20 protein-coding genes and 1 tRNA gene are annotated in these 25,928 nt (G+C 43.8%); 9 read left to right on the top strand and 12 right to left on the bottom strand.

What is annotated here, in order from left to right:
• Positions 1–164: 164 nt before the first annotated feature.
• Together JMX91_RS11395 and JMX91_RS11390 are read right to left on the bottom strand one after the other, a co-directional pair.
• Positions 165–848, bottom strand: coding sequence for a cupin domain-containing protein (locus JMX91_RS11395; protein WP_201549226.1), 684 nt, complete (start codon positions 846–848; stop codon positions 165–167).
• A 92-nt stretch (positions 849–940) separates the two neighbouring features.
• Positions 941–1,804 carry a universal stress protein gene (locus JMX91_RS11390; RefSeq protein ID WP_057760594.1) on the bottom strand — a complete coding sequence of 288 codons (864 nt, stop codon included), beginning with the start codon at positions 1,802–1,804 and terminating at the stop codon, positions 941–943.
• 391 nt (positions 1,805–2,195) lie between these two features.
• Between JMX91_RS11390 and JMX91_RS11385 the strand changes: the two genes are divergently transcribed.
• The 7 genes from JMX91_RS11385 to JMX91_RS11355 all read left to right on the top strand — a co-directional run bounded on the left by JMX91_RS11385 (position 2,196) and on the right by JMX91_RS11355 (position 10,711).
• Positions 2,196–2,729 carry a DUF2058 domain-containing protein gene (locus JMX91_RS11385; protein ID WP_102078489.1) on the top strand — a complete coding sequence of 178 codons (534 nt, stop codon included), beginning with the start codon at positions 2,196–2,198 and terminating at the stop codon, positions 2,727–2,729.
• Between the two features lie 455 nt (positions 2,730–3,184).
• Positions 3,185–3,589 carry a hypothetical protein gene (locus JMX91_RS11380; RefSeq protein WP_201549225.1) on the top strand — a complete coding sequence of 135 codons (405 nt, stop codon included), beginning with the start codon at positions 3,185–3,187 and terminating at the stop codon, positions 3,587–3,589.
• Positions 3,590–3,952: 363 nt separating this feature from the next.
• Positions 3,953–6,001: an FAD-dependent oxidoreductase gene (locus JMX91_RS11375; RefSeq protein WP_265089199.1), complete on the top strand. Its 2,049-nt coding sequence runs from the start codon at positions 3,953–3,955 to the stop codon at positions 5,999–6,001.
• Between the two features lie 196 nt (positions 6,002–6,197).
• On the top strand, positions 6,198–7,496 hold the full coding sequence (locus JMX91_RS11370) for an ABC transporter substrate-binding protein (protein ID WP_201549223.1): 1,299 nt from the start codon (positions 6,198–6,200) through the stop codon (positions 7,494–7,496).
• The gene (locus JMX91_RS11365) at positions 7,493–9,256 is read left to right on the top strand and encodes an ABC transporter permease (protein WP_201549222.1); all 1,764 of its coding nucleotides are present in this window, start codon (positions 7,493–7,495) and stop codon (positions 9,254–9,256) included. Before JMX91_RS11370 ends, JMX91_RS11365 begins: the two co-directional genes overlap by 4 nt.
• Positions 9,257–9,371: 115 nt before the next feature.
• Entirely contained in the window at positions 9,372–10,004 is a 633-nt protein-coding gene (locus JMX91_RS11360) for an ATP-binding cassette domain-containing protein (RefSeq protein ID WP_201549220.1), read from the top strand.
• A gap of 80 nt (positions 10,005–10,084) precedes the next feature.
• On the top strand, positions 10,085–10,711 hold the full coding sequence (locus JMX91_RS11355; RefSeq protein ID WP_201549218.1) for a CDP-alcohol phosphatidyltransferase family protein: 627 nt from the start codon (positions 10,085–10,087) through the stop codon (positions 10,709–10,711).
• A gap of 43 nt (positions 10,712–10,754) precedes the next feature.
• On the opposite strand, the gene JMX91_RS11350 is transcribed toward JMX91_RS11355, so the two are convergent.
• From JMX91_RS11350 to speB, 6 genes are all read right to left on the bottom strand, one after another.
• A complete protein-coding gene (locus JMX91_RS11350) occupies positions 10,755–11,366 on the bottom strand; it encodes a TetR/AcrR family transcriptional regulator (protein ID WP_201549216.1) in 612 nt (203 codons plus the stop codon).
• 248 nt (positions 11,367–11,614) lie between these two features.
• Positions 11,615–13,126 carry an aldehyde dehydrogenase family protein gene (locus JMX91_RS11345; RefSeq protein WP_227679395.1) on the bottom strand — a complete coding sequence of 504 codons (1,512 nt, stop codon included), beginning with the start codon at positions 13,124–13,126 and terminating at the stop codon, positions 11,615–11,617.
• A gap of 155 nt (positions 13,127–13,281) precedes the next feature.
• Positions 13,282–14,688, bottom strand: coding sequence for a YjiH family protein (locus JMX91_RS11340; protein ID WP_057760612.1), 1,407 nt, complete (start codon positions 14,686–14,688; stop codon positions 13,282–13,284).
• Positions 14,669–16,507 (bottom strand): D-lactate dehydrogenase, encoded by a 1,839-nt coding sequence (dld, locus tag JMX91_RS11335; protein WP_201549214.1) that lies wholly within the window; start codon positions 16,505–16,507, stop codon positions 14,669–14,671. Before dld ends, JMX91_RS11340 begins: the two co-directional genes overlap by 20 nt.
• A 103-nt stretch (positions 16,508–16,610) precedes the next feature.
• Positions 16,611–18,314, bottom strand: coding sequence for a 5-guanidino-2-oxopentanoate decarboxylase (locus JMX91_RS11330; RefSeq protein ID WP_201549212.1), 1,704 nt, complete (start codon positions 18,312–18,314; stop codon positions 16,611–16,613).
• 149 nt (positions 18,315–18,463) lie between these two features.
• Positions 18,464–19,432, bottom strand: coding sequence for an agmatinase (gene speB / locus JMX91_RS11325; protein ID WP_201549210.1), 969 nt, complete (start codon positions 19,430–19,432; stop codon positions 18,464–18,466).
• 212 nt (positions 19,433–19,644) lie between these two features.
• Here speB and JMX91_RS11320 point away from each other — a divergent pair, with 212 nt between their 5' ends.
• Complete coding sequence (locus JMX91_RS11320) at positions 19,645–20,547, top strand: LysR family transcriptional regulator (RefSeq protein ID WP_227679394.1); 903 nt, start codon at positions 19,645–19,647, stop codon at positions 20,545–20,547.
• Between the two features lie 16 nt (positions 20,548–20,563).
• Here JMX91_RS11320 and JMX91_RS11315 read toward each other — a convergent pair whose 3' ends face one another.
• The 3 genes from JMX91_RS11315 to JMX91_RS11305 all read right to left on the bottom strand — a co-directional run bounded on the left by JMX91_RS11315 (position 20,564) and on the right by JMX91_RS11305 (position 24,826).
• Entirely contained in the window at positions 20,564–22,354 is a 1,791-nt protein-coding gene (locus tag JMX91_RS11315; protein ID WP_201549208.1) for a potassium/proton antiporter, read from the bottom strand.
• Between the two features lie 275 nt (positions 22,355–22,629).
• Positions 22,630–22,965, bottom strand: coding sequence for a GlpM family protein (locus JMX91_RS11310; protein WP_227679393.1), 336 nt, complete (start codon positions 22,963–22,965; stop codon positions 22,630–22,632).
• A gap of 190 nt (positions 22,966–23,155) precedes the next feature.
• A complete protein-coding gene (locus JMX91_RS11305; protein ID WP_201549206.1) occupies positions 23,156–24,826 on the bottom strand; it encodes an alpha-keto acid decarboxylase family protein in 1,671 nt (556 codons plus the stop codon).
• A 260-nt stretch (positions 24,827–25,086) separates the two neighbouring features.
• Here JMX91_RS11305 and JMX91_RS11300 point away from each other — a divergent pair.
• Positions 25,087–25,161, top strand: a tRNA-Gly gene (locus JMX91_RS11300).
• Positions 25,162–25,637: 476 nt separating this feature from the next.
• Here the strand turns inward: JMX91_RS11300 and JMX91_RS11295 are convergent.
• Positions 25,638–25,874, bottom strand: a complete 237-nt coding sequence (locus JMX91_RS11295; protein WP_201549205.1) for a helix-turn-helix domain-containing protein — start codon at positions 25,872–25,874, stop codon at positions 25,638–25,640.
• Between the last annotated feature and the right edge of the window lie 54 nt (positions 25,875–25,928).

Here is a 25,928-nt window from a genome sequence, read left to right as displayed (position 1 = left end):
TGTCATCGAAGCTTTTCATGCTACCAGCCATCTGCTGGGCCAGTTTTTTAATGTCGTTTTGGTTAGTCATTGCTTATTCTCCTGTTAATGGATTATAAGCAGTTACACAGTTTTTAGGAAACTCCCTGTATGTTTTAATAACTAGCTATTAATAACGAAGTCATTCAAGCCTCTTCAATGTCTAAACCGATGACATGGTTAAGATGGCCAGTTTTTAGATATATTGTTGCGCCCTCTGCTCCTGCCTTTATTTGTACATTTGCATCTATCGGTAGGCGTATCCAACTATCCTGTTGATATACCTGCTCACCTTCTATTAGCTTGCCTGCTACAACTAATATTTCTGCACCGCCATGAACTGTCTCAGTGAATAATAACTCGCCTGCATCGATACGCTGTAGACTAACGTGCTCTACCCCATCGGAAAAAAGCGGGCAGATAGTACGGTTGCCTTGTTGCTGCCAATTAGCATCATTATAAGTGTCGATAGCCACGTGCTGCGTTTCGTCAGACGACATTTGCCGTAACTTGACGAAAATAACAGCACCTTCGTCACTATAAGGCCGATGACCTGAAGACGGTGGATTACGTAAATACCAACCTGCTGGATAATGAGTGTCATCTGCAGAAAAAGTGCCTGATAATACCAATATCTCTTCGCCGCCTGGATGCAGATGGTGCGGAAAGTAAGAGTTTGGCGCATAGCGTACAAGACTAGTAGCGCGAGCCTTCTCCGCGCCTACACGATCAAGCATGACACGCTCCACACCATTTTGTGGTGACTTAATCCATTGATGTGCTTCAGGAGTCAGTGAAGCACGTTGTGAAAAATCTGCATTAATTAGCATAAAGTATTCCAAAGGTATTAAATGATTAGGGCGTACCCACAATATAAAGCTGAGGATACGCCCTAGACGATAAACACAAATATATGACGTTATTACCGCACTAGAATAACTGGTGATAACGTGCTAGCGATAATTTCTGTCGTTGTACTTCCGAGAAACAATTGCTGCCATTTCGAATGTCCGTACGCACCCACCACCATAATGTCGACATTGTTCTCTACCTGAAACTTTAACAATCCGTCCACCGCATCAGAAGCAGATAAGTGATGTGCTTCAACGACAAACCCAGCATCTTCTAACTGTGCGGCGGCGGCGCTCATACTTTGCTTGGCGGCGTCGTTATGATTGCCTACCATCACGATATGGCCTTTTAGACCTTTTAATAGTGGACTTTTTGACACCATTCGTGCTGCTTTAATAGAGGTTTTACTACCGTCAAAGGCAATCATATAGGAGCTTGGCTCTTCAAATTTCTCTGAGCAAATCAATATAGGAATATCTGACCCACGAGCGACCGTCTCGATCTGACTACCAATATTAATCCGACTGTTCTTATGATCCTCTCCGCGGCGTCCCATCACAATCGCACGATTTTCTTCTTTGAAATGCTCAATACTAGGAAGCAACTTGCCGTGGCGTTGATAAACGCGAACATTGACATCAGCGAAACTGCTTTGAATGTGGCTTTTTGCATCTTGTACCAATGCATTACTATAGCTGTTGACGACTTTTGCTCTTTGCTCATCCAATTGGGACAACTCTTCTAATAAAAACTGACGGCTATTTATGCCTATAGCACCTGATAAATCCCGTCTAGTCGATGCTGGTATGTCACTGACATGCAATAATCCAACAGGTACGTTTAGTTTACTGGCATACCACGCTGCATAGTCACAAACCGATTCAGTCACTGCCGAGCCGTCAATACAGGCCAAAATGTGCTGTGATGTTGTCATAATCTGTCCTTAAATTTAATTATTTAATCCTATACAGCTTGTTAGTTCTGACCAAGCTATGCTCTTTGGTTTATGTTCTTTGGCTTATGTTCTCTGACCGGGCTATGTTTCGTTTACTTCATAATAGTTATCTTTTAAAAATTATCTTATAAAGTACATTTACCTCTTCATTTGATAATAACCAATTTACACGGCTTCATCCAGCGATGTGTGCAACCCTTTTGCAATAATTGCAATTTGTTACTAACAGCCTTGTACTTGGCTTACCGCAGGCTGATATCTAGCTATATATAAAGTCTTATCATCGTCTGACCACATGCGCTAGCAAAGTTTGCTACAATGTATTTTTTAGCATTTATGATTTCGGTATCGTTATTTAGGTGATTGGATTATGGCAAAAAATGCCCTACAGGCTCAATTATTAAAGGCTGGATTGGTTGATAGCAAAAAGGCCAAAAAAATCAGCAAACAAACGCAACATGCCAAGCGTACTGGTGACTCAGAAAGCGTCGAAGCAAAAAAAGCGTTGGCAGAGGCGCAAGCTCAAAAGCTAGAAAAGGATCAAAAGCTTAATCAAGAAAAACAGCGCGTATTGGAAGAGAAAGCATTAAAGGCCAATATCGTCCAAATGATTAAGCAGCATCAAATTACTGAGACAGAAGGTGAGGTTAGCTATCAGTTTGTCGATGAGTCCAAGGTAAAAAAAATCGCTATCACTCAGAAACTCTATGATCAAATCGTGGCCGGTCATGTGGTTATCGCACGCTTGGAAGAGAGCTACGCGCTATTGCCTCGTCCATTGGCGGATCGTATCGATTCAAAAATGGAAGGCTTTATGGTTGTGTCAAACGACACTGCTGAAGAAGCATTGGCAGAAGATGATCCGTATGCCGCTTATGTGATTCCAGATGACTTGATGTGGTAAGGCATTATTTTACTGCTGTTGGCTTTACTATAGTGTTATAAGCATCCCCTCAAAAGCCCTTTATAGAACTTATGTTCTATAAAGGGCTTTTTGCGTTTATATGGGTTATGCAAATCTTTATAGCGCAAAATAAACGTTAAATGTGTCGATAGGCTCAATCAAACGTACACAAATCGGGCTTCTTTAACCTAACATTGCTGGTTTGGTTAAAGAAAGTAACCCAACCCTGTAATTGCCAGAACATGGATATAATCAACTTGAACAGTTATTCAATAACCACTACAATGCGTTTTTAGTACATTTTGTGGTAATACTTTGTTTATTTTTGAGTAATCACTCAACATTGTTCATATTTTACCTATGTTTGTTACCTGATAGTTCGGTGCCATCGTGCCCGTTTTATTTGCTTAATTTGTTCCAATTCACTTTTACTTTTTCTCAAACAGAGATAATCCATGCCAAAACATTTGCCACTCTCACTACTGTTTCTTCGCCTTGGTGTTTTCATCGTATTCTTCTTTTGGACACTCGACAAATTCGTAAATCCTGAGCATGCCGTCAATGTATTTGCTAAATTCTACGCACTAGAAAACTTGGGCATCACTATTGTTTACCTGATTGGTAGCTTACAAATCATTCTTATCTTCTCGTTTGTCATAGGTCTATTCAAAAAATGGACATACGGCATCATTTTATTACTACACGCCGCTTCTACATTTGCATCTTTTGGTCTTTATCTAACGCCTTTTGATAACTTATTGTTCTTTGCTGCATGGCCAATGCTGGCAGCCTGTTTAGCGCTGTTTTTAATGAGAGACTATGACACCCTAACATTGGGTAAAAATACGTCTCCAGTATAAATGCCAGCGGCAGTGCTTATTGCTACAGTAGTATAAACATCAGACAGCAAGACATAATTTATATACTATTAAGACTGCCGACTTAAATTTTTTATCGTAGTTGGGCGATTCAGACAATTCGATTTGATCGCCACGTTACTCAACTATAGTTACTTAAGTATTGTTACTTAAGTTTAGTTGTTCAGACGATGAGTATTCTACAGTTTGTAGTAATAACTACGATTTTAGCCTTCGCTCCCTTATTTGGCCGGACTTTTCATGATTAAAAGAATATTTTTAATACTATTAATATTGATATTAGCGGCAAGCTTTTTTTATTTTGACCTAAATCAATTATTGACGCTTGATGGCTTAAAAGGGTCGATGGCGCAATTTAATGAATACAAAGCGCAGTCACCGCTATTGATTATCGGTGGGTTCTTTTTGCTCTATGTCGTGGTTACTGCCCTCTCCTTACCGGGTGCTGCGATTTTGACATTGGCAGCTGGTGCTTTATTCGGCTTGGTACAAGGTTTGCTCGTTGCCTCATTTGCATCGAGTATTGGTGCTACCATTGCCTTCTTGGCATCGCGATATTTACTGCGTGACACCATCAAGCAGCGCTTTCCTGAGCGGTTGGCAGCTATTGATGCAGGCGTCGAAAAAGAAGGCGGCTTTTACTTATTTACCTTACGCCTAGTACCCATATTTCCATTCTTTTTGATTAACCTATTGATGGGTGTAACGTCTATTAAAACATGGACTTATTACTGGGTCAGTCAAATCGGCATGCTGGCTGGGACGTTTGTCTTTGTCAATGCAGGGACACAGCTGGCACAGATAGACAGCTTATCGGGTATTTTATCTTTCAACTTAATTGTCTCGTTTGCTTTATTAGGTTTCTTCCCATTAATAGCAAAAGGAGTGTTGAACATGTTTAAAAAACGCCGTGTTTATAAAAACCACACCAAACCTAAAAAGTTTGATCGCAATATGATTGTGATTGGCGCAGGCGCAGGCGGATTGGTCACAAGCTACATTGCCGCAGCGGTAAAAGCAAAAGTCACACTGATTGAAGCAGGTGAAATGGGCGGCGATTGTCTAAATTATGGCTGCGTACCAAGTAAAGCCATCATTAAGAGCGCAAAAATCGCTGATCAAATTCGTCATGGGGAAAACTACGGTCTAGAGAACACCGTACCGCAGTTTTCATTCAAAAAAGTGATGGCACGCGTACAGCAAGTAGTGGCTGATATTGCCCCGCACGATAGCGTTGAACGTTATACCAATCTGGGCGTCGATGTGGTCAAAGGCTATGCTAAATTGATTGACCCGTGGACAGTAGAAATTCAGCTAAATGGCGGCGGCATGCAGACCCTAACAGCGCGCACCATCGTCATTGCCACTGGTGCCCGTCCATTTGTACCACCTCTACCAGGTATAGAAGAAACGGGCTACGTAACCAGTGACACGCTATGGACCAAGTTTGCTGAACTAGAAGAAGCTCCGAAAAAGCTAGTAGTACTGGGCGGTGGTCCAATCGGTAGCGAGCTTGCTCAAAGCTTTGCTCGATTGGGTTCTAATGTGACGCAAATTGAGATGAGCGATCGCATTATGGGTAAAGAAGACCTCGAAGTCTCTGCCTTTGCTCACCAGTCGCTCACTGATAGCGGTGTCAATATTTTGACTTCGCATCAAGCAATGCGCTGCGAGATGCGTGATGGTAAAAAATACATTATCGTCAAACACAATGAAACAGAAATCGATATCGAGTATGATGAGCTTCTTTGTGCCGTTGGTCGTAGCGCACGCCTCGAAGGTTATGGTTTAGAGGCGCTAGGTATCGAAACCAATCGTACTATCGTGACCAACGAATATCTCGAGACGTTATATCCCAATATCTTTGCTGCAGGCGATATTGTCGGTCCCTACCAGTTTACTCATGTCGCTGCCCATCAGGGTTGGTACGCTGCAGTCAATGGCTTATTTGGCAATCTGAAGAAGTTTAAAGTAGATTATCGCGTCATTCCTTGGGTTACGTTTATCGACCCCGAAGTCGCTCGTGTCGGTATCAACGAGCAAGAGGCCATTGATAAAGGCATCGATTACGAGATTACTCGTTTTGAGTTTGAAGAGCTGGATCGCGCCATTACGGATAGCGCAGCTAAAGGCTTTATCAAAGTCATCACACCAAAAGGTAAAGACAAAATACTGGGCGTTACGGTAGTGTCTGAACATGCAGGCGACCTAATCGCTGAGTTTGTACTGGCCATGAAACACGGTCTGGGTCTTAATAAAATATTGGGCACCATTCATAGCTACCCTACTTGGGCAGAAGGCAACAAATACGCCGCTGGTGAGTGGAAACGTGCTCACGCCCCTGAGACCGTATTAAGTTGGTTAGAAAAATACCATACTTGGCGTCGCGGTTAATTAATGATAGTTAGTTAATATCAGTTAATTAAGGGCAGTTTGCTGATCAACGTCATTAAATGACGCGACTGGTAGCAAAGTGTTAAAAGACTCCAATAAAGCTGGTTTAAATTTCGTAGTATCTGTTTGGTTTGACATGGCAGACTATGAAATCTTTACCAGCTTTACTAACATTTAAATCATAACGGAAACTTGAATGCGCGTTATTACCACTTTACCGATGCTCAAACGTCTTACGCGATATAGCACCTACGCTATGGTGATGAGCATTTGTATTGGTATATCAGCGAGCACAGCATCGCCAACTACTGCCAATATTAACCAAGACTTATCACCTTGGCAGCAGATAGAAGCCCAAGGCAGCAACCAAGACGTTTACTTTTATGCATGGGGCGGTGATCCACAAATTAACGCCTATCTACAATGGGTCGCCGATCAAGTCGATGATAAATACAATATCAACTTAGTCCATGTTAAATTGAGCGACACCAGTGAAGCAGTCAGTCGTGTACTTGCAGAAAAATCTGCTCATAATGACGATCAAGGCAGCGTTGATTTGGTCTGGATTAATGGTGCTAACTTTGCCACCATGAGTGAGAACTCATTGCTACTTAAGCAATGGGCAAACAAGCTGCCCAATTTTGCGTTGACTGACCCAGAGAATAATCCAACTGTAAATTTCGACTTTGGTGTGCCGACCAACGGCATGGAAGCACCGTGGGGACAAGCCTCTCTGACGTTCTATTACGACAGCTTATCGACCAGTAAACCGCCAACAACGCTAACTGAACTGACCACTTGGACAGCACAAAACCCTGGCCGTTTTAGCTACCCCAAACCGCCTGATTTTTTAGGTATGAGTTTCTTAAAGTACGTCTTAGTTATGCTGCATGAGCAACAAGACGCTCAAACGGGTAAAGACATTAGTGCGCAGCTCAACTTGCCTGCCACTGAAGAAAACACCGCACTCGTATTAGATCCACTATGGGCGTTTTTGGATGACTTTCATCCAACCTTATGGCGTAATGGCGAGCAGTTTGTACAGACAGGTGCGCAGATGCGGCGCTTGGTCGATGATACGGAGCTGAGTCTCGCGTTTACCTTTTCAGCACCAGAAGTTCCTGCAGCCGTGCAGCGCTATGACTTACCCCAGAGCATTCGCAGCTATGCCATGAGTGACGGCAGCTTAAGCAATACTCATTTTGTTGCTATCCCTTATAACGCTAGCCATCCTCAGGCGGCACAATTAGTAGCCAACTTTTTGATGAGTCCAGAAGCCCAAGCAAAAAAACAAACCCCTTCGGTATGGGGTGACAAAAGCGTACTGGTTCAATCTACACTTAGCCCTGCACAACAAGCATTATTCAAAACCAAGCAGCCCCATCCAAGCGCCCTGCCCTTTGATAGTGTCAAACGCACGGTAAGCGAGCCGCATCCAAGTTGGGTAGAGGCCATCCAGCAAGGCTGGCAAGCACGTTATGGGGTGAGTCCATGAGCCCAGGTTTTGATAAAATAACGAAAAAAGGTGATAGCCCTAGACCGATTACGCTTGATAAGAAAGACCTGTTTACGCGTATCGTGTCTTTTAGTCCCAAACTCTTAATTCTCATACTAATACTACCGGTACTCTGTGGCCTCATCTGTGTACTGTTGCCTGCCCTGAGCTGGCTTCCTGCCCTAGAAAAAACGACCTTGAATCTACAAGGGTTTATAGACCTGTGGCAAACGCCTGGCATCATGCAGATGGCTGCATTAAGTCTTGCTACAGGACTTATCAGCACCCTACTCGCTTTTGTCATTGCCCTGATGATATTGGCCGCGTTTTTTAACAGTGTTTGGTTGCAGCGTATTGAGCACTTACTAAGCCCTATCTTGGTCATTCCTCATGCAGCTGCAGCCATTGCCGTTGGGTTTTTGATTGCGCCGTCTGGTATGTTTGCACGGCTCATCTCCCCGTGGCTAACTGGTTGGGAGATGGCACCCGATGGTATGTTTCCGCATGATCCATACGGTATCAGTATCATCTTGGGTTTAACATTAAAGGAGCTGCCGTTTTTATTATTAATGGCACTGGGCGCGCTTGCTCAGCCTGAGCTTGGCAAAAAATTGCGCCAACAATATACCGTTGCACTCAATTTAGGTTATTACCCAATTACTGCATTTTTTAAGGCGGTATTGCCCCTGTTATATCCTTTTCTACGTTTACCGATTTTGGCCGTGTTGGCCTATGCCAGTGCGAGCGTTGAGATGCCGTTGATATTGGGCCCTAACACACCACCAACGCTTGCTGTCTCTATCATACAATGGTTCAATGATGTTGATCTTACTCTACGTATTAAGGCATCAGCAGGCGCATTATTACAACTCGTACTGACAGCAGGTTTAGTCGCCTTTTGGCTGGGTGGCGAAAAAACGATCAAAGCAATATTTAGTGTTTCGTCAGTTAATGGCAAACGTCATTATGCAGACGCTATCTGGCAAAAAGTCACCGCTATGCTTACCGTAGGCGTGATTGGTTTTATGCTACTGTCACTTGCTGGTCTTGTGTTATGGGCATTTGCAGGATTTTGGCGGTTTCCTGCGATGCTACCAGAGCAATTCGTGCTACTACATTTTCAAAGTGCCTTTACCCAAATGAGCACACCATTGGTCAATACGCTTAGCATTGGGGCCGTCAGTACTGCCTTTGCTGTTTTTCTGACTTTGCTATGCTTGGAAGCTGAGCAATTGAGTGCTAAACCACTGTCACACTTCACCAGTTTTATTATTTACTTACCGCTCTTGGTACCAAGTATTGCGTTTCTATTCGGCTTAGTATGGTTACAGCAGTTGGCCAATTATCAATCAGAATTTTTTAACGTGGCGTTTGCCCATCTTTTATTCGTGCTACCGTACGTGTTTTTATCACTGGCCAGTAGTTATCGACGCTTAGACTCACGTTTCGCTCATGTGGCCGCCAGCCTTGGCGCTGCTCCTATTAAGATATTCTTTCAGATAAAGCTGCCGCAGCTATTTGCTCCTATTTTAATTGCCATTGCTCTCGGTCTAGCGATCAGCTTTGGTCAGTATTTGCCAACTCTATTGGCGGGTGGCGGACGTATTGCCACTATCACAACAGAAGCGGTGACACTGGCGAACGGAGCCAGTAGGCGCACTAGTGCCGTCTATGCCATCATGCAAATGGCGCTACCGCTCATCGGTTTTATATTGGCTTGGGTGCTACCTAAATACTTCTTTAGAAGTGGCACGCGGTAGCAGGTTGACCACGAATAAGAAAAGTAGTGAAAGTAGCTGTTATGAAAAAACTAGCCACTAAAAATACTCAATATTAAAATAATCAGTCGTAAAAAACGCAAATAAAGGGTTCCTGATGCCATCATCTTTACAGATAAAAGACTTACAACTGTTTCGTCAAAACGAGCAGTTATTGAGTATCAATGAGCACATTGCTGGTGGCGACATCCTAACCGTGATGGGCCCTTCTGGTAGTGGCAAGTCCAGCTTACTGAACTGGCTAACAGGCACTTTAGCGAACGATTTTTCCGCGACGGGTACTGTGTGGTTAAACGATGAAAACGTGACTCACCTGCCAGCGCATTTACGCCGTATTGGTGTACTGTATCAAGACGCACTGCTGTTTTCGCATCTATCCGTTGCAGGCAACATTGCTTTTGCCATGCCAAAAGGAAATAAAAAACAGCGAGTTGAAAAAATAGCGCAGTCTTTAGCGCAAGTGGGTTTAGAAGGGATGGGAGATCGTCATCCTGATAATCTATCAGGTGGTCAACAAGCACGTGTCGCCCTACTGCGCACGCTGCTGAGTGAGCCCAAAGCGATACTACTTGATGAGCCGTTTAGCAAACTTGATACCCAACTGAGAATGGATACGCGGCAATTGGTATTCGATCAGATTCGTACTCATAAGTTGCCTGCTATTATGGTCACGCACGACCAAAGTGACGCTGAAGCAGCCAATGGCAAAGTTATCTATGTAGGACGATAATTTTAGATATCAGAGTCAAATATCAACGCTAAATACCCAGTCAAAGTATCAAAACAAGCAAAATATAAAAGGCAGCTCGCATGCTAGACAAGTTTATTACGCCCGTCATCAAGCCGCTGCTAACCCCAATAGTAGCGACATTGCATAAGCTCGGTATTACGGCTGATCAGCTTACGGTAGCTGGATTCTTGGTTGGTATGTTGGCATTACCACTCCTCGCGTTTGAGCTATGGTATGGCGCGCTAGCAGTAATTATATTGAATCGTATCTTTGATGGGCTGGATGGCGCAATGGCACGCTACGCACAGCAAAGCACAAGCGCTGGCGGCTACTTAGATATAACCCTCGATTTTTTGTTTTATGCCGCTGTGCCACTTGGGTTTATTTTGGCCAACCCTGAACAAAACGCTATTGCAGGTGCCTTGTTATTAGCGGCATTTATCGGTACAGGTTCGAGCTTTTTGGCCTTTGCCATCGCTGCAGAAAAGTTTGCACTAGACAAGCCTCAGTTTAAGTATAAAAGCTTTTATTATCTTAATGGTCTCACAGAAGGCACTGAGACTATTGCTCTGTTTATTGCTCTCTGTATTTGGCCGCAACATTTTGTGCTACTTGCTGGCATCTTTGCTATTGCCTGCGCTGTTACTATTTTTACTCGTATACATGGTGGGTATCATACCCTCAAGCAGCTCGAATCTACCAAGTAAGCGTCTGAGATATACGCCGTATCAAAACCCAGACATCATACCGCTAAGCATTTACCGAATCATCGAGTCGCAGTGCTTCTATAGATAAGGCCATATCTTCAGCAAGGGCGTGTACCGTCGAGCTCTCTATGTCACGCTGTGCAAAGGCACGTAATCCCATGACTTCTGCTTGTAAGCGGCGTCCAAGCCTAACCGGGTCAAGCTCACTATCCATCTCACCGACATTCTGCGCTTCTCTAAAGCATTCTATAAATCGCGTCTCCATACCTGCCAACAGCATTTCCACCTTGGTTAACGCTGTCTGCTCACGCGTACCCAGCTCTAGTAAGCTCTTGACCAACATACAAGCTCGGCTCGGTAACGCCTTATCACGAATCCCGCCAAGCTGACGTATATAAGCGGCTAGTCCTAATAAAGGCGTTTCATGATGGCTCAACACTCGCTCAAGCTCGGTCAATCCTAAACGCGCATAGTATTCTAGCGCTTCTTGAAACAGGCCTTCTTTATTACCAAAAGCGGCATAGATACTACCTGGGCGCATATCGAGCGCTTGCTCAATATTTTTTAGAGACGTGGCATGAAAGCCCTTTTGCCAAAAAAGCTGTAGCGCACGCTCCAAGGCGTCATGACGGTTGTAAAGTGCGGTGCGTGACATAATGTGCCCCATTTAAAAAGCCGTGACCTCATATGAAAATGGGCACGGCTATAAAACTTGAATGATTGCTCAATTTTATCCTGAATGGGTGCGACAGTAAAGTTAATATAAGAAACGGTCTGGTAAACAAAGGTAATGCTAGGGCGCGATCTAGCTATCAACAATCAGTCAACAGTCAGTCAACAGTCATGCTGATAGCTAGTAAATGGCCTCTACAGTGGCTAATGACAATCTAGTTAAGAATCCAATTAATCGGTCAACAATACATGTTTGCTCTTCTGATAAGCGGACAAACCATCACTGCCCAACTCACGGCCGATACCACTTTGCTTAAACCCACCCCACCCTGCTTCTGGCAGTACGATTTGTTGCTCGTTAATCCAGATATGCCCGGCTTTTATTTGTAGCGCCATCTCAAGCGCAGCAGTCTCATCGGCGCTCACGATGGTTGCTGCTAGAGCAAACTTGCTGTTGTTGGCTAAGGCAATTGCCTCTGCATCGTCGGTAAAAGTAGTACTCACCAATACAGGGCCAAACACTTCCTCTGTCCATAACTGACTGGATGTTGGTACATCCGTATAGACAGTTGGCATCGCAAAATAGCCCGAGCCACTCACTATCTCGCCACCCGTTAGGCAAATAAGCTGTTCGGCAGTGGCAATGTCAAAGTACTTTTTCACTTGGTTCAGTTGCTGCTCGCTCACCAATGGACCCATTTGCGTCTCTGTCGCAAAACCATCACCAATCTGCAGACTTTCCGTTTTGACTTTTAATGTGTCAAACAGCTGCTCAGCGATATCTTGATGTACAACCAAACGCGACGTGGCCGAGCATATCTGACCTGCATTGGTAAATATACCGCCAATGATTAAATCACAAGCGTAGTCAATATCAGCATCTGCACAGACCACAATAGCAGACTTACCACCCAACTCTAGGCTAATGTCTTTAATGCCTTTTGCTGCTTGAACCATCACCTTTTCGCCGACTACATTACTACCAGTAAACGATACTTTGTCAATCAGCGGATGGCTGGTCATCGCAGTGCCCACTTCAGCAGTACCCGGTAAAATATTAACCACGCCTTTAGGCAAGCCAATTTCCGATAAGATATTACCTAGCATAAGCTCTGGTAATAATATCACCTCAGACGGTTTTAATAGTACGGTACAACCTGCCGCTAGTGCCGGTGCTAGCTTCCAAGAGGTTGTCACCATCGGGAAATTCCAAGGCGTAATCAGTGCACAAATACCTACTGGCGCATACGTCTTTAACAAGCGTATGCCTGACTCAAGCGTTGAGACCTTAGACCACGTTGCCTGATCTGTGATGAGGTTGGCATAATAACGGTAGCAAGCAATGGCATCGCCGACGTCTATCTTTGCTTCTTCAATTGGCTTACCGTTGTTTAATACAGACAGCCCAACCAACTTATCGAATTGCTGCTCCATAGACTCTGCAATTGCATTTAGATAGCGGGCGCGCTCACTTACACTAGTCTGTGACCAGCCAGCAAAGGCTTCATCAGCCGCTGCAACTGCCTGCTCTACATAGGCACTGGTACATAAGCGCGTCGTTGCAATCACCTCGCCTGAATTTGGATCATACAACGCATGGTTATTTGAATGATTAGAATCGGTCTCAGATACTTCAATCGTAACCCAGTCACCATTGATATAAGCGGCATTTAATACAACTTCGTTTTGAGCCGTTTGTATGGCAGTTTCTCTGGTTAAATCTGTAGAGTTCAGCATTTCCATAATGGTCAATCGCCTTATATTTTTGATCAAATTGTTTTTATGTGCGTAACGTTCATAATGTGATTGGCTAAATGGTCGGTTTAACTGACTACAGAAAAACCGACCATTTGTATATTATCGTCAGGCTAGACGCCTTGTGAATACTAGACGCGTCACTAATACAGTAGATGCGCCACTGAGGTGATAACTACCAAGCTGATAAGCGTACGAAGGATAAAGATTAAAAATAGCTCTAATACATTTAGCTTAATATTTGACTTCAAAATCAGCGCACCTACTTCAGACATGTAGATAATCTGAGTAATTGAAGCAGCACCAACGATAAATCGTGTCATCTCACTTTCAATGCTTTTACCGACTAGCGCTGGCAAGTACATATCCGCAAAGCCCATAATCATGGCAGGTGCAGCCTTTGCCGCCTCTGGAATCTGTAACCACTCAAGTAATGGTACAAGTGGTGTCGCGAGCCAATTAAAGACTGGCGTGTATTCTGCTAAGCCCAGACCGATGGTACCAATCGCAAAGATAACAGGAATCAGTCCAAAATAGATATCAAACAGATTGTGTACGCTGCGTTTGAACACTTTACCTAAGCTTGGCATAGAATGCGCGCGAGTAACCGCACGATTGACTGCCCACTGGTACGTTGTATATTCAGCAGGGATGCCTTCATCTAGCATGCTTTTGCCAGAGTGATACGTATCAGGCTTGAGTGATAATGGCGGTATACGCGGCATGATAATCGCAGCGATAAAACCGGTTAGCGCAATGGTCAGATAAAAGAAGACGAAGTTATTGTCTACACCGATGGTTTTGGCAACCACATAGGTAAAGGCGATAGAAGTAACGGAAAATGTGGTCGCGATAATGGCGGCTTCACGCTGACTATAGAAGCTTTTGTCATACTCTTGCATGGTGACTAGCAAGCCGATAGATGCTGCACCAAACCAAGAAGACATTGCATCAACCGCAGAACGACCAGGTAGTTTAAAGAGTTTGATAAATACTTTACTGGCCAAAGTACCCAAAAATTCCATCAAGCCAAAATCAGTCAAAAATGGCAGTGATAAAATGGCAAAGAAAAACAACGGAATCAGAATAGGAATCAAATCTTCGAAAATGACGCCGCCCGTATTACGATTGATAATAAACTCGGGGCCGACTTGTAGGAAAATCATCCAAACAAACAACATACCTAAAAAACGCGTGGACAGCCAAAACCAATCAACATCAAAGAGCTTTTTTACCAGTGAATCTTCATGCAAATTAGGCTTTAACGCTTTGACTGCCAGTGCACCAAGAGCGGAGATAGTCACTATCGCCATCGCAATATAGGCCACAAATCCACCTAACACGGTTTGTAGCGTATCGGTCAGTACACCTAATAAAATTGTGACCTTACCATCCCACTCAAACGGTATGATAAAAAGTGCAATACCCAGTGCTGAAAACAATAGGAACTTCCACATTGCTGCACGCCACTGTCCTGCTTTTGGCGTTTCTGGATCAACCGTATTATTCCCTAAAATCGGCTGCTGCGACTTATCCATATAACTCGTCATTTAATTTCTCCTTAATGGGCGATGATTGCCAGTTTTTCCATTTCTCTGTCTGACCAATACCTGGGTTAAGCGAATTGGTTGGATCCAGTTTTTTATAAAAATAATGTAGCTCAGTTTTAGCAGGATACACATGCCCTACATTGTGCTCAGCAGGATACTCAATATGACGTTTATCATAAAATGCCAGCAGCTCATCCTTGAATTGCTTGGCATTGGTCTTAGGCTTCAATAAATAGTCTTGGTGCATGACATGACAGAAAAAATGCCCCAAATAAAAGGTTTTGCTGACTTGTTTTTGCAAGTGTTCAGGTAGATTCTCGTCCCAATCTACGGCATTTCTAGGTAAGGCAATATCGGTCGATAGCAGCTCGCCAAATTTATCTTGATTTAAATTATGATAACGAAACATGGCAGCGGTCGCGGCACTGCGAAATACCAATAATGATTGCGATTCAAGCTCTGTACACACATGCAACGCACCTTTATACTGCTGCATATGATTTTGCAAAAATGTCTGCGCAGCGACGATATTGTTGCCATCATTTTTATTAGAATCTTTATCTGAATTTTTATTAATGCCATTATCAAAGTCGTTAACAAAACCATCTGCGACTTTTATAATCAAATGGTATTTATATGATAGCGCCTGCGTACTCAAAGTAGCTGGTAATGACGGTGGCATAAACCTAGATGTTAGTTGCAGTACTCGATCTGGTAGCGTCTTTGGAAGCTGCCATTTATCTAGATAGTAGCCAATCTTTGCTTGTAGTCGATATAGCGACCCTATCTGACTAGCAGGAAGCTTACGCATACTCAGACAAGTGTCTCGGCCATAATGCATCGTGATGTCGTTATAGTCTTTGTGCATATACTCAGCCAACACGGGCAATTTCAACTCGCTTTTTAACCATTGTTTTCTGAGTGTGGTCAAGGTGTCAGCGTCGTTGGTCGAGATATAAAATGTTTGCTCTTGCTTGGGCTTGGCAAAGGTCGCTACCCTTACCGCAAATACAATGACCTTGCCAGCTGAACCAGACGCTTCGTACAGACCGTTGGGATCATTGTTAAATCTAGCAGGTGTCTTTGCCTCACAATCACGGACTGTGTGTTGATAATGATGGTTGGTGCAGGCGTTACTGCTGCTCGTACTATTTGAGACCTTACTAAATGTGCCAGCTTGCAGGTTCTCTAGCATTTCCTCTGGCTGTGTGCCCAAATCCAGTCCCAGATGATTGATTAACTCAAACACTCCTGATGCATTGCGCCTGGCAAATAACGCCATCTCAGTATAAGCAGGTCCACGCTGCACTAGCATCCCGCCTGAGCTATTGCAGATGCCGCCTATCACTGATGCACCAACACAACTAGAGCCCAGTACTGAATGCGGCTCACGCCCTAATGGCGCAAGGGTAGACTCTAATTGCTGCAAAGTAGCGGCTGGCAAAGCAACCAGTTCTGCTGCATCATTAAGTAAATGCACACCGGCTAGTAACTGCATAGAGATTACGACTAGTGGACGATCATAATCTCCATTCGGAGTTGAACCACCTGTTAAGCCTGTATTGGCCGCTTGAGCAATGATAATCACATCAAAAGCGGCACAGATATTAATGACGCGCCATAGTGCCACAAGAGAGTGCGGTATCACAACTGCGACGGTAGCGTCTGTGACAGCCTCAATCGCACCTTGCACATAAGACTGCTGTTGGCTAGATTTTGTCAATACATTGGTCGTACCAACGACAGCAGCAAGCGCCGTCAACAAACGCGGTATTTGCTCATGTCTACTTTCTGACATTTCTCTAGCATTGGGCGTCATGAACGTGCTTCCTTGCGTAACCAGCGTTTGTCATTTTTTTGTCTTTTTTAGACCTGTGACTATCGGTCTCGTGATTATTCGTGGCGTTTGAGCCAGTATTACTTTAACTAAAATAAGTCACTGTCTTAGCCATTTCTTTTAGAAAGTCGTCTGCTTCATCAATCTCATAAATGATTGGTTGTTTACCCTTAGTGTCTGTCTTTAATGCGTCTAGCAATTGCTGCTTATCGGTTATTCTGCGATAGCCAGCGCCAAACCCTGCTGCTAATGGCTCAAAGTTTGGCGTTTTGATATTGACGCCAATCAATGGTAGGCCGCCCTCTTCCATATAACGACGTATCTCACCGTAGCCTTGGTTGTTCCATAGCAAAACGATCAATGGCAGCTCAAGCTCGGCTGCGCAGATGAGCTCAGCAATCGTAAATTGAATGCCGCCATCACCCATTAGACTGATGACAGGTAGATTTGAGCCAACCATGGCCCCGATAGCAGCAGGCAAACCATAACCTAATGTGCCAAAACCCGTTGATGAGTTGAACCATTTACGCGTCGCCAAGGCTTCAAGACCAAGGTTACCGCTATAAACAGGCTGCGTTGAATCACCAACGAAAATGACGTCTTCTACCTCATCTCTAATCAGCTTCAGTAATGCATTTTGACCCGCAAAGTCTGTCGTTACATCCTTTAAGATGGCCTGCTTTGCCTCATTGACACGTGATAATGCTTGATGATCGAATGTCTGCCCTTCTAAACGACTACATAAACCACTAATCGCCATCTGTGCGTCAGACAATACCGCGATATTGGCTCTAAATGGACGCTGCAATTGCTGAGCATCACAGTCGATACGTACTAGCGTGCCGTTGATTTTAAACTCACCATTAAAGAACACATCATAGTCAGTCTCACCAAGCTCAGTACCAATCGCTAATATCCAGTCTGCTTCTGTAATCACGGCTCGGCCTGCGTCTAATGACTGGTTGCTACCCAAACTTAACGGATGACCAGGTGGCAGCAAACCTTTGGCATTAATGGTCAAAAACGTTGGCGCATCTATCAATTCTGCCAATCGCTGTGCATCGTGATCGACATCGACACAGCCGCCCCCATAAAGTATTACAGGATTTTTCGCGGTTTTTAATGTTTCGACAATCGAATCAAGCTGAGCTGGATTCGGCAATGGTCTTGTGACCTGGGGTAGGCTCAAGCTATTTGCTACAGCATTTAACTTAGGCGGCTTAGCAACATGACTCGCATCAGCGGTGATGACATCGATAGGCAGCTGAATATGTACAGGGCCAGGACGTGCGCCATTAAATAAGGCAAAAGCTTCTGCGATGACTTTCGGTAACGATTCAGGTTGCCAAACGGTCTTACTCGTCAATGCTACTTTGCTAATCATGCCTTGCTGATCGTGAAGCTCATGTAAATGCCCTTCGCCACTACCCGTGTCTTTGACTTTATTGACACTAGAGATCACTAGCATCGGTATCGAATCGGCCAATGCCTGCGCCATCGCCGTCATAATATTGGTCATACCAGGGCCAGTGATGATAAAACATACGCCAATCTTGCCAGAGGCACGATAATAGCCGTCTGCCATAAACCCAGCGCCTTGTTCATGACGCGGTGTCACATGACGAATATTGGTATTTGGCAAACCACGATACAGCTCTACCGTATGTACACCAGGGATACCAAAAACAGTCTCTACACCATAATACTCTAGCCACTGCACCAATAGCTCACCGCAGGTCAGTGATGATGTGTCAGACAAAGAAGAAGGCGTTTGCGTTAATTGGGTCATGGGTCAGTCATCCTAAAAAATTTCGCTGAATATGCAGATAATTATCAATACCTCAAAACAACCTTTGTATTTTTTCTTTCATACCGATTATTAGTCACTAATTACTGGCTGCAAAGGCTGCTCATTATAGAGGTAATAAATGATGTCAATTAATAAACCGCCTTAACCTTGTCGTCATAGCGTACGCCCGGTAGGATACATAGCATCTCAAACAATAAGTTCGCCGCCAATACCGAAGTGTTACCAAATGGATCATACGGTGGTGATACTTCGACCAAATCACCGCCCACCACGTCTAGGCCACGCATACCGCGTATGATTTCGATACCTTGAGTAGAGGTCAGACCACCGATTTCAGCAGTACCCGTACCTGGGGCAAACGCCGGATCGATACCGTCGATATCGAAGCTCAAGTAAACAGGACCATCACCTAGCTTCTCGCGTACTTCAGCCATGAGCGGCGCCAATGACTTGTACCAGCACTCCTCAGCAGGTACCACACGGAATCCTTGCTCAGTTGACCAGTCAAACTCTTCAGCGCTATAGCCTGTACCACGTAGGCCAATCTGTACCACACGATTACCATCGATGAGGTTTTCTTCAACAGCACGGCGGAATGGCGTACCATGAGCGATTTTTTCGCCAAACATATCATCATTGATATCAGCATGAGCATCGATATGTACCATACCGACAGGGCCATGTTTTTTGGCAAGAGCACGCAGGATAGGCAACGCGATAGTATGATCGCCGCCTAGTGTTAGAGGAATCGCACCGTGTTTGACGATTTTATCGGTATAGAATTTTTCGATGATATCAACACTTTTTAGCAGGTTGAAGGTATTGATAGGCACATCGCCGATGTCAGCGACTTGTAATGACTCAAAGGGCGCAGCGCGAGTGGCCACATTGTAGGGACGAATCATTCTTGACTCATCACGAATCTGTCTAGGACCCAATCTTGCACCGCTACGGTTGGATGCACCAATATCCAAAGGTACGCCAACGAACGCCACATCTAACCCTTCAGCATCGGCTTGAGTTGGCAGACGCATCATAGAAGCGAAACCGCCAAATCTTGGCATATCGTTGCCGCTTAATGGTTGATTGAATGTCATAAGTTACTTCCTTGTTCTATTTGGTTTAAGTACACAATTTGCTACATGCCATTGACAATACATAAATATAAGAGAAGGAACCATGGTAAAATTTAGAAGTAAACTTCTATTTTTTCGTAGTAAAGTGCGCTTATAGGTCACTATCAGAAGTTTATGAAAAGAAGTATCAATTAAAAAAAGATGATATTGATTTAATAAATAAGGAGCCGCTTTTGATATTGGATGAACTGATAAAGATAGACATCAAAACACTACGCAGCTTTATGGCTATCGTAGAGTGCCAAGGCGTGACGGCCGCTCAGTCGCGTTTGAATGTCACTACTTCTGTGATCAGTGGACACTTAACCCACTTAGAAGATCGCTTAGGAATGACGCTGTGTCACCGTGGTCGAGCAGGATTTAAGCTAACAGAGGACGGTGCCGCTGTTTACGAGGCATGTTTGGGCTTTACCGAATCAGTCGCCAGCTTTCAACATCAGCTGCATTATATTAAACAATTAGACTCAGTTCACGGCGGGCACATCAGGCTTTGCTTGATTGATCAAATGCCCAAGTTTTTTTATGACGCGCTTAGACAACGTCTAGCCAATAGCTACCGTAATAACCCGTTAATACACTTTTCTATCGACGTACAAAGCCCTGAGAGCATGTTAGAAAAGCTCTTAAGTAATGAGAGTGACATTGGCGTGGGATACTTTGGCAGCTTTCCACCTTTACTGACCTTTAAGCCAGCATTTGTTGAAAAACAAGTGGTCTGCTGTGGTCGCGAACATAGATTGTTTTACAACTCAGACGGATTAACTTTTGAGGATTTAGAACAGAACTATCCGTGGATAAAAAGAGGCTATGTGGTAGAGCACCATATTAATCATATTCGCCCCAAGACATTAAGCGCGACTACTTATCACATGGAGGCGACAGCGCAGCTTATCCTTGCAGGCCACCATGTTGGCTACTTGCCGCGTGATTTAGCGAAGCGTTATGAGGGTATGGGCCTTATGAAAATACTGCTGCCTGATGAAGCAAGCTATGATGTCGAGCACCATTGGGCATATCGAGAAAATCAGCCTAAACAAGCGGCTGACTTTTTGAATAAGATGATGAACTTGTTATAAGATACCACTAGGTTTATTACACTACTACAGACGGTTGTTGGTACTTTAGACCAATGGTTCTTAGCTTCCCTTTGTCACCGACTTCCTTGATGACCAATGACCACTCGTCACTCACCACAACGGTATCGCCTGACACTGGCGCAGTACCTAAATGTGATTTCACGTACTCAGCTACCGTCTGCTCCCACATATTTTTTGCGCTGTCTTCGTCGGACGTTTTGAGTGTTTTTACCAATGTCTCAGATGCCATGATTCCTGTAAAAAACGGCAAATCTCCAAGCTTAACACTGGGTGATAGCAACCAATCGCCATAGAAATCATCGATAGCTTTGCGATCTAATGTTGTGTCATTAAAAATCTTAGCGATTTTGCTCGCGTGATTACCTCTCATGGCATACCAGACACTATCGCCGAATTTTAGCTTTGTGTTGTCATCGACTACTACGATTTGCTGATTACGGACTAGCGCAAAGACACTGATTTCATCTGGATTGATGCCTTTAGAGATACCCATAGGATGACGCCCAATGGCAAATGCACCTGACTTTGCCTCAAACTCATATAGCGTGATACTGGCCTTATCGGATACCCAGACCTCGTGTTCTTCTTTTGGGTCTTTATTGGTTGGAATACGTACTTTAAATAGATTGGCCATCGTCGGGATAGTTGTGCCTTGCAAAATCAATGATAAGACCACGACACCAAAGGCAATATCAAACAGCATAAAAGCGTTATCTATCCCAGCCATGACAGGTAAAATTGCCAAGGTAATAGGCACTGCACCGCGTAAACCAACCCAAGAGATAAACCCAATCTCTCTGTCTTTAAATTTGAAAGGTTTGACACTGGTATAGACGGCAATAGGACGCGCCACAAAGATCATAAAGAGCGCGATTGCAACCGAATAATGCCAGACATTGAGGACGTTTGATGGAGTGACCAATAGTCCTAATACCACAAATAGCACGGCCTGAGACAGCCAAGCAAAGCTGTCCATCACGCGCATGACATGCTCTGTCGAGCGCACCTTGTGGTTGCCGATTAGCACACCAGTGAGGTATACCGCCAAAAATCCACTGCCGCCAATAAGATTGGTCGCGGCGAACACAGCCAAGCCAGCGGAGAGGATCAAAATGGCGTACATCCCTTCTGCCAAATGCACCTTGGGCAATAATCGGGATAGAAAATAACCGAACAATAAGCCCATGCCTAGCCCAAAGCTCAGCTGCTGTAGTAATAAAACTAAAAAGCCAAATACTGTCTGACCATCAGGATCTACATTTAGGGCAATCAAACCAGTGACTAATAAAATAGCTAAAGGATCGTTGGCACCAGACTCAAGTTCAAGCGTTGCTTGTACACGGTCGTTAAGCTTGACACCGCCATTACGTAATAGAGAAAATACGGCGGCGGCATCGGTTGAGCCGACAATCGCTGCCATCAGCAAACCAAAGCGCCAATCGACATCGAGCAGCCAAGTGACAAATACCCCTAGCACCATGACTGTGACCAACACGCCCCACGTGGCCAGCGTGATCGCAGGCTTTAGACCCACTCGGAACGATTTAAAGGACGTACGTAGACCACCATCTAGCAAGATACAGGCTAAGGCTGCCTGCCCAACGAAATTGGCTAGCGCATATTGAGAGAACTCAATACCCAAGATACCCTGCTCGCCTGCCAACATACCCACTATCAAAAACAGCAACAACAATGGTACGCCTAAGCGCGCCGATAATGTACTCGCCATGATACTGGCGAAAATTAGTACTGCGCCTACGAGATACAGGATATTTAAGGTATCCATTTTTTCTGAGCCCTATTTTTTATTATTAAGAATAGTAATTGATTGCGATGGGGTTTTCGTTATCTTGCTGTTAGGAGATATTACACCAGTGAGCCTATCATAAGCGGCCATTATTCAAAATATGAATGACAATTATTTATAATGATATTAGCATCACCATCAGAACTAGCAGCCAATATTAAATCAATAAAAATACTTCAATAAAAAAGTTCAAATATTAAAAAATCTTATAAAATGCTATTGCTATGATAAAAGGTTTTGTATGTTGCTGATGCTTAACCTTGAATGTATTGCCATATCAGTACCAGAATCGCAGCCGCAACCGTCCAAGCGACTACGCCTAATAGCAATGCCTTATATAAGCTCATATAACTGATGCTAAAAAACACCACAAAGGTATAAATCAAATGCGGTATGACGCCAAGCATACTGAATATCAGCGCGACCTTTAAATCAGCGGGACTGCGCTCAGTACCAACAATAAAGTGACTGATTAACGTAAAAGTGGGGAATAGCGGCGCAAGTGCCGCCAAATAGAAAAATCGGGTTTGGGCGAACATTTGAATCGCCAGTACCATCAATGCGCCGATAAGCATTTTTAACCAAATCACGACGGGTCTGTCTCCTGTTGACTATCAAGGCTGAACGTAGCCCAATCCGCCATAATACTAAAGTCTGCAAACTGACATAAGAGCAATTGCTGATTAATTAATCCGTATGATAAAAAAATGCAAAAAACCCCATCTAGCTAAGTTGCTAAATGGGGCTAGTACTTTTATTAAGAAAGCTTTTACGAATTACTTAATCCTTTTTTGGCTTTAGTGCGGCGCTGATGTCTGCTAGCAATGGCGGGATATCGTGCTTGTCTGCAATTACCTCAATCATTATAAGCTTATCGGTAGTCGCAGCAGCTTTGTCGAAAGCAGATTTTAGCTCGCCTGCCGTCTCTGCTTTGAGTAGTACACTATTTTCTTCTGTCGCGCCAAATGCTCGCGGCATAATTTGCCAATCGCATTTAGGGATATCGTTATAGTATTGGTTTTCACCATGAATCGCACGCTCTACCGTATAGCCGTCATTGTTGATTAAGACGATCACAGGATTGATGCGCTCTTGAATCATTACCGCCAACTCTTGAACAGTCAACAATGCTGAACCGTCACCAACTAATAACACACTGCGTTTAGCTGGCGATGCGATTGCTGCGCCCAAGCTGGCAGGCAACGTGTAACCAATTGACCCCCACATTGGTTGTCCATATGACGTCACCCCTTCTGGCAAACGCACATCACTGATACCAAAATAGGCTGTGCCTTGTTCAGAAAACACCAAGTTATTGTGATCTAAACGGTCAGCGATAATATGCCATAAATCATCTTGGCGGATAGCCTCACTGTCTTTGCCTTTTTGTTCGTGCGGCTTAACTTCTTCACAGAAAGGTTTTGGCACGATGTTAATGCCAGAGGTCATCACTTCATGCAGGGCTTGCAACGCATCTTTTAGCGCAATCGGTGCAAAGTTCTTACCACTGATAGAAGCACGCTCATAATGCAAGTCTACGACCACATCTTCATTGATATCTTGGCTAAACCCTGCGGTAGTAGTGTCAGTATATTGCACCCCTACTTTGATAAGGCATTCGCAGTTTTCTACCGCATCTTTGACAATTGGACGCGAAGCAACACCCGCATAAGTGCCTGCCCAACGATCACTATTCTCATCGAGCAGCGTCTTGCCCCAAGATAGCGTGGTATAAGGAATATCGGTATCAGCGATCAGTGCTTTGAGCTGTGACTGCAATCCCAAACGATGTACCATCAAATCTGCCATTAGTGTTGTGGTCTTATTTGGTAAAAACTCGGTTAGTGCTTGCTTGAAATCTGATAATGCCGCTTGGCTAGTAATGTCTTCTTGACTATCGATCAGCTTGGTCGTCGGTGGATAGATAGGTTGACGCGCAACGTCTGGTGATAATAGTAAGTAACCTGGGCGATGCTTTTTGAGAATCAAGCGAATCACTCTATCAATTTCTGAAGCAGCATTTTCAGGGGTAAGCTGCGCTCGTGCCACGGTTACTGGCTCGACCATCTTAATAAAATGATTGAACACGCCATCACCAAGCGAGTGATGAATACGGCGCTTTGAGTCTTGTAGTGCTGTGCTTGGTGCACCTACGATATGCAACACTGGCGCATACTCAGCAAAAGAACCTGCAGTTGCGTTAATCGCTGACAGCTCACCTACGCCAAAGGTTGTCACCATGGCGGCAAACCCACGCTCGCGTGCATAGCCATCGGCAGCATAGCCAGCATTTAGCTCATTGGTATTACCCACCCAGCGTAGCTTGTCAGAGGCGAGAACATTGTCCAAAAAAGTTAAATTAAAATCACCAGGTACGCCAAATATCTCAGATGCGCCCGCTTCTGCGACACGATCAAACAAATAATCAGCGATGGTATATTGTTGACTCATTTTTTATCCTTATGACTTATCTTTGTAAGTATTGATAACTGTGAATGTAATTACGGTTAAATTATAAAGTGCGTCCCAGCTTATTTATGTACTACAAAGCTTTTGGAATACATATTATAATAAACCGTTATAACATATATCTATGGCCAGAAGACACGCCTATTTTAATAACTTTAATTTTTTTCGTCATAGGTGTTGACACCTAAAAAAAACTGCGTATAATACGCCTTCATCAACTGACGATAGTTAATTGATAATTAGCGGGAATAGCTCAGTGGTAGAGCATAACCTTGCCAAGGTTGGGGTCGAGAGTTCGAATCTCTTTTCCCGCTCCAAATACTTAAAAAGCCTCACTTAACAGTGAGGCTTTTTTTTGTCCAATTTTTAAGGCCTGTAGAAGATATTCCGAAATATCTTTTCTAATTCAGTTAAGTCTAGCTACTCAATCAAAAAGCCCATTTTCGGTGCGGTGCCCATTTGGTGCCCAAACCGTGCCCTGCCCTAAAACTGCATATGCGTATCTGACCACAACCTAGCTATTTTTGGTTCAAAAATCATCATGACACCTAACCTAGTAAATTTGGCCCTATGCTAATTTTTGAACCCAACCTCAATTCAGGAAAAAACGTGTTTCTCAGAGGTATAATTTTTCTAAAATGCATTTTGGTTTTATAACATCTAAGATTAATTATCGTTTAAACAGTGATGACCACAACCTAATATTTGAAAAAAATTGGGACGAGTAGAATATTTATCGGCGCTAAGTTTGATGATTTTCAAGACACTCCAAAGAACTATTCTATTAAGCATTCTAACTTTCTTCTGAACTCCCTTCCTCACAAACTTCATCTTCTTCATAGAGGATAATATCGCCGGGTGTGCAATCTAAAAGCTTACAAAGCTCATTTAATGAATCAAAGTCTATTCTAGTGACTTCATTATTGTACATTCGATACAAAGTAGATCTTCCTAGTTTAGACATCCTGTCAGCATCAGCTACACGGATGCCTCTTTGTGCAAATAAAACAGGTAAATTGAGCTTAATCATTTATAAAATCCCTAAAGTGATAAAAAAGTGCTTGCAAGTGATAATATTTATAGA

The organism is Psychrobacter sp. Pi2-1, from assembly GCF_904846645.1.
Lineage (GTDB): Bacteria > Pseudomonadota > Gammaproteobacteria > Pseudomonadales > Moraxellaceae > Psychrobacter.
This window is presented reverse-complemented; position numbering and strand designations above follow the sequence as displayed.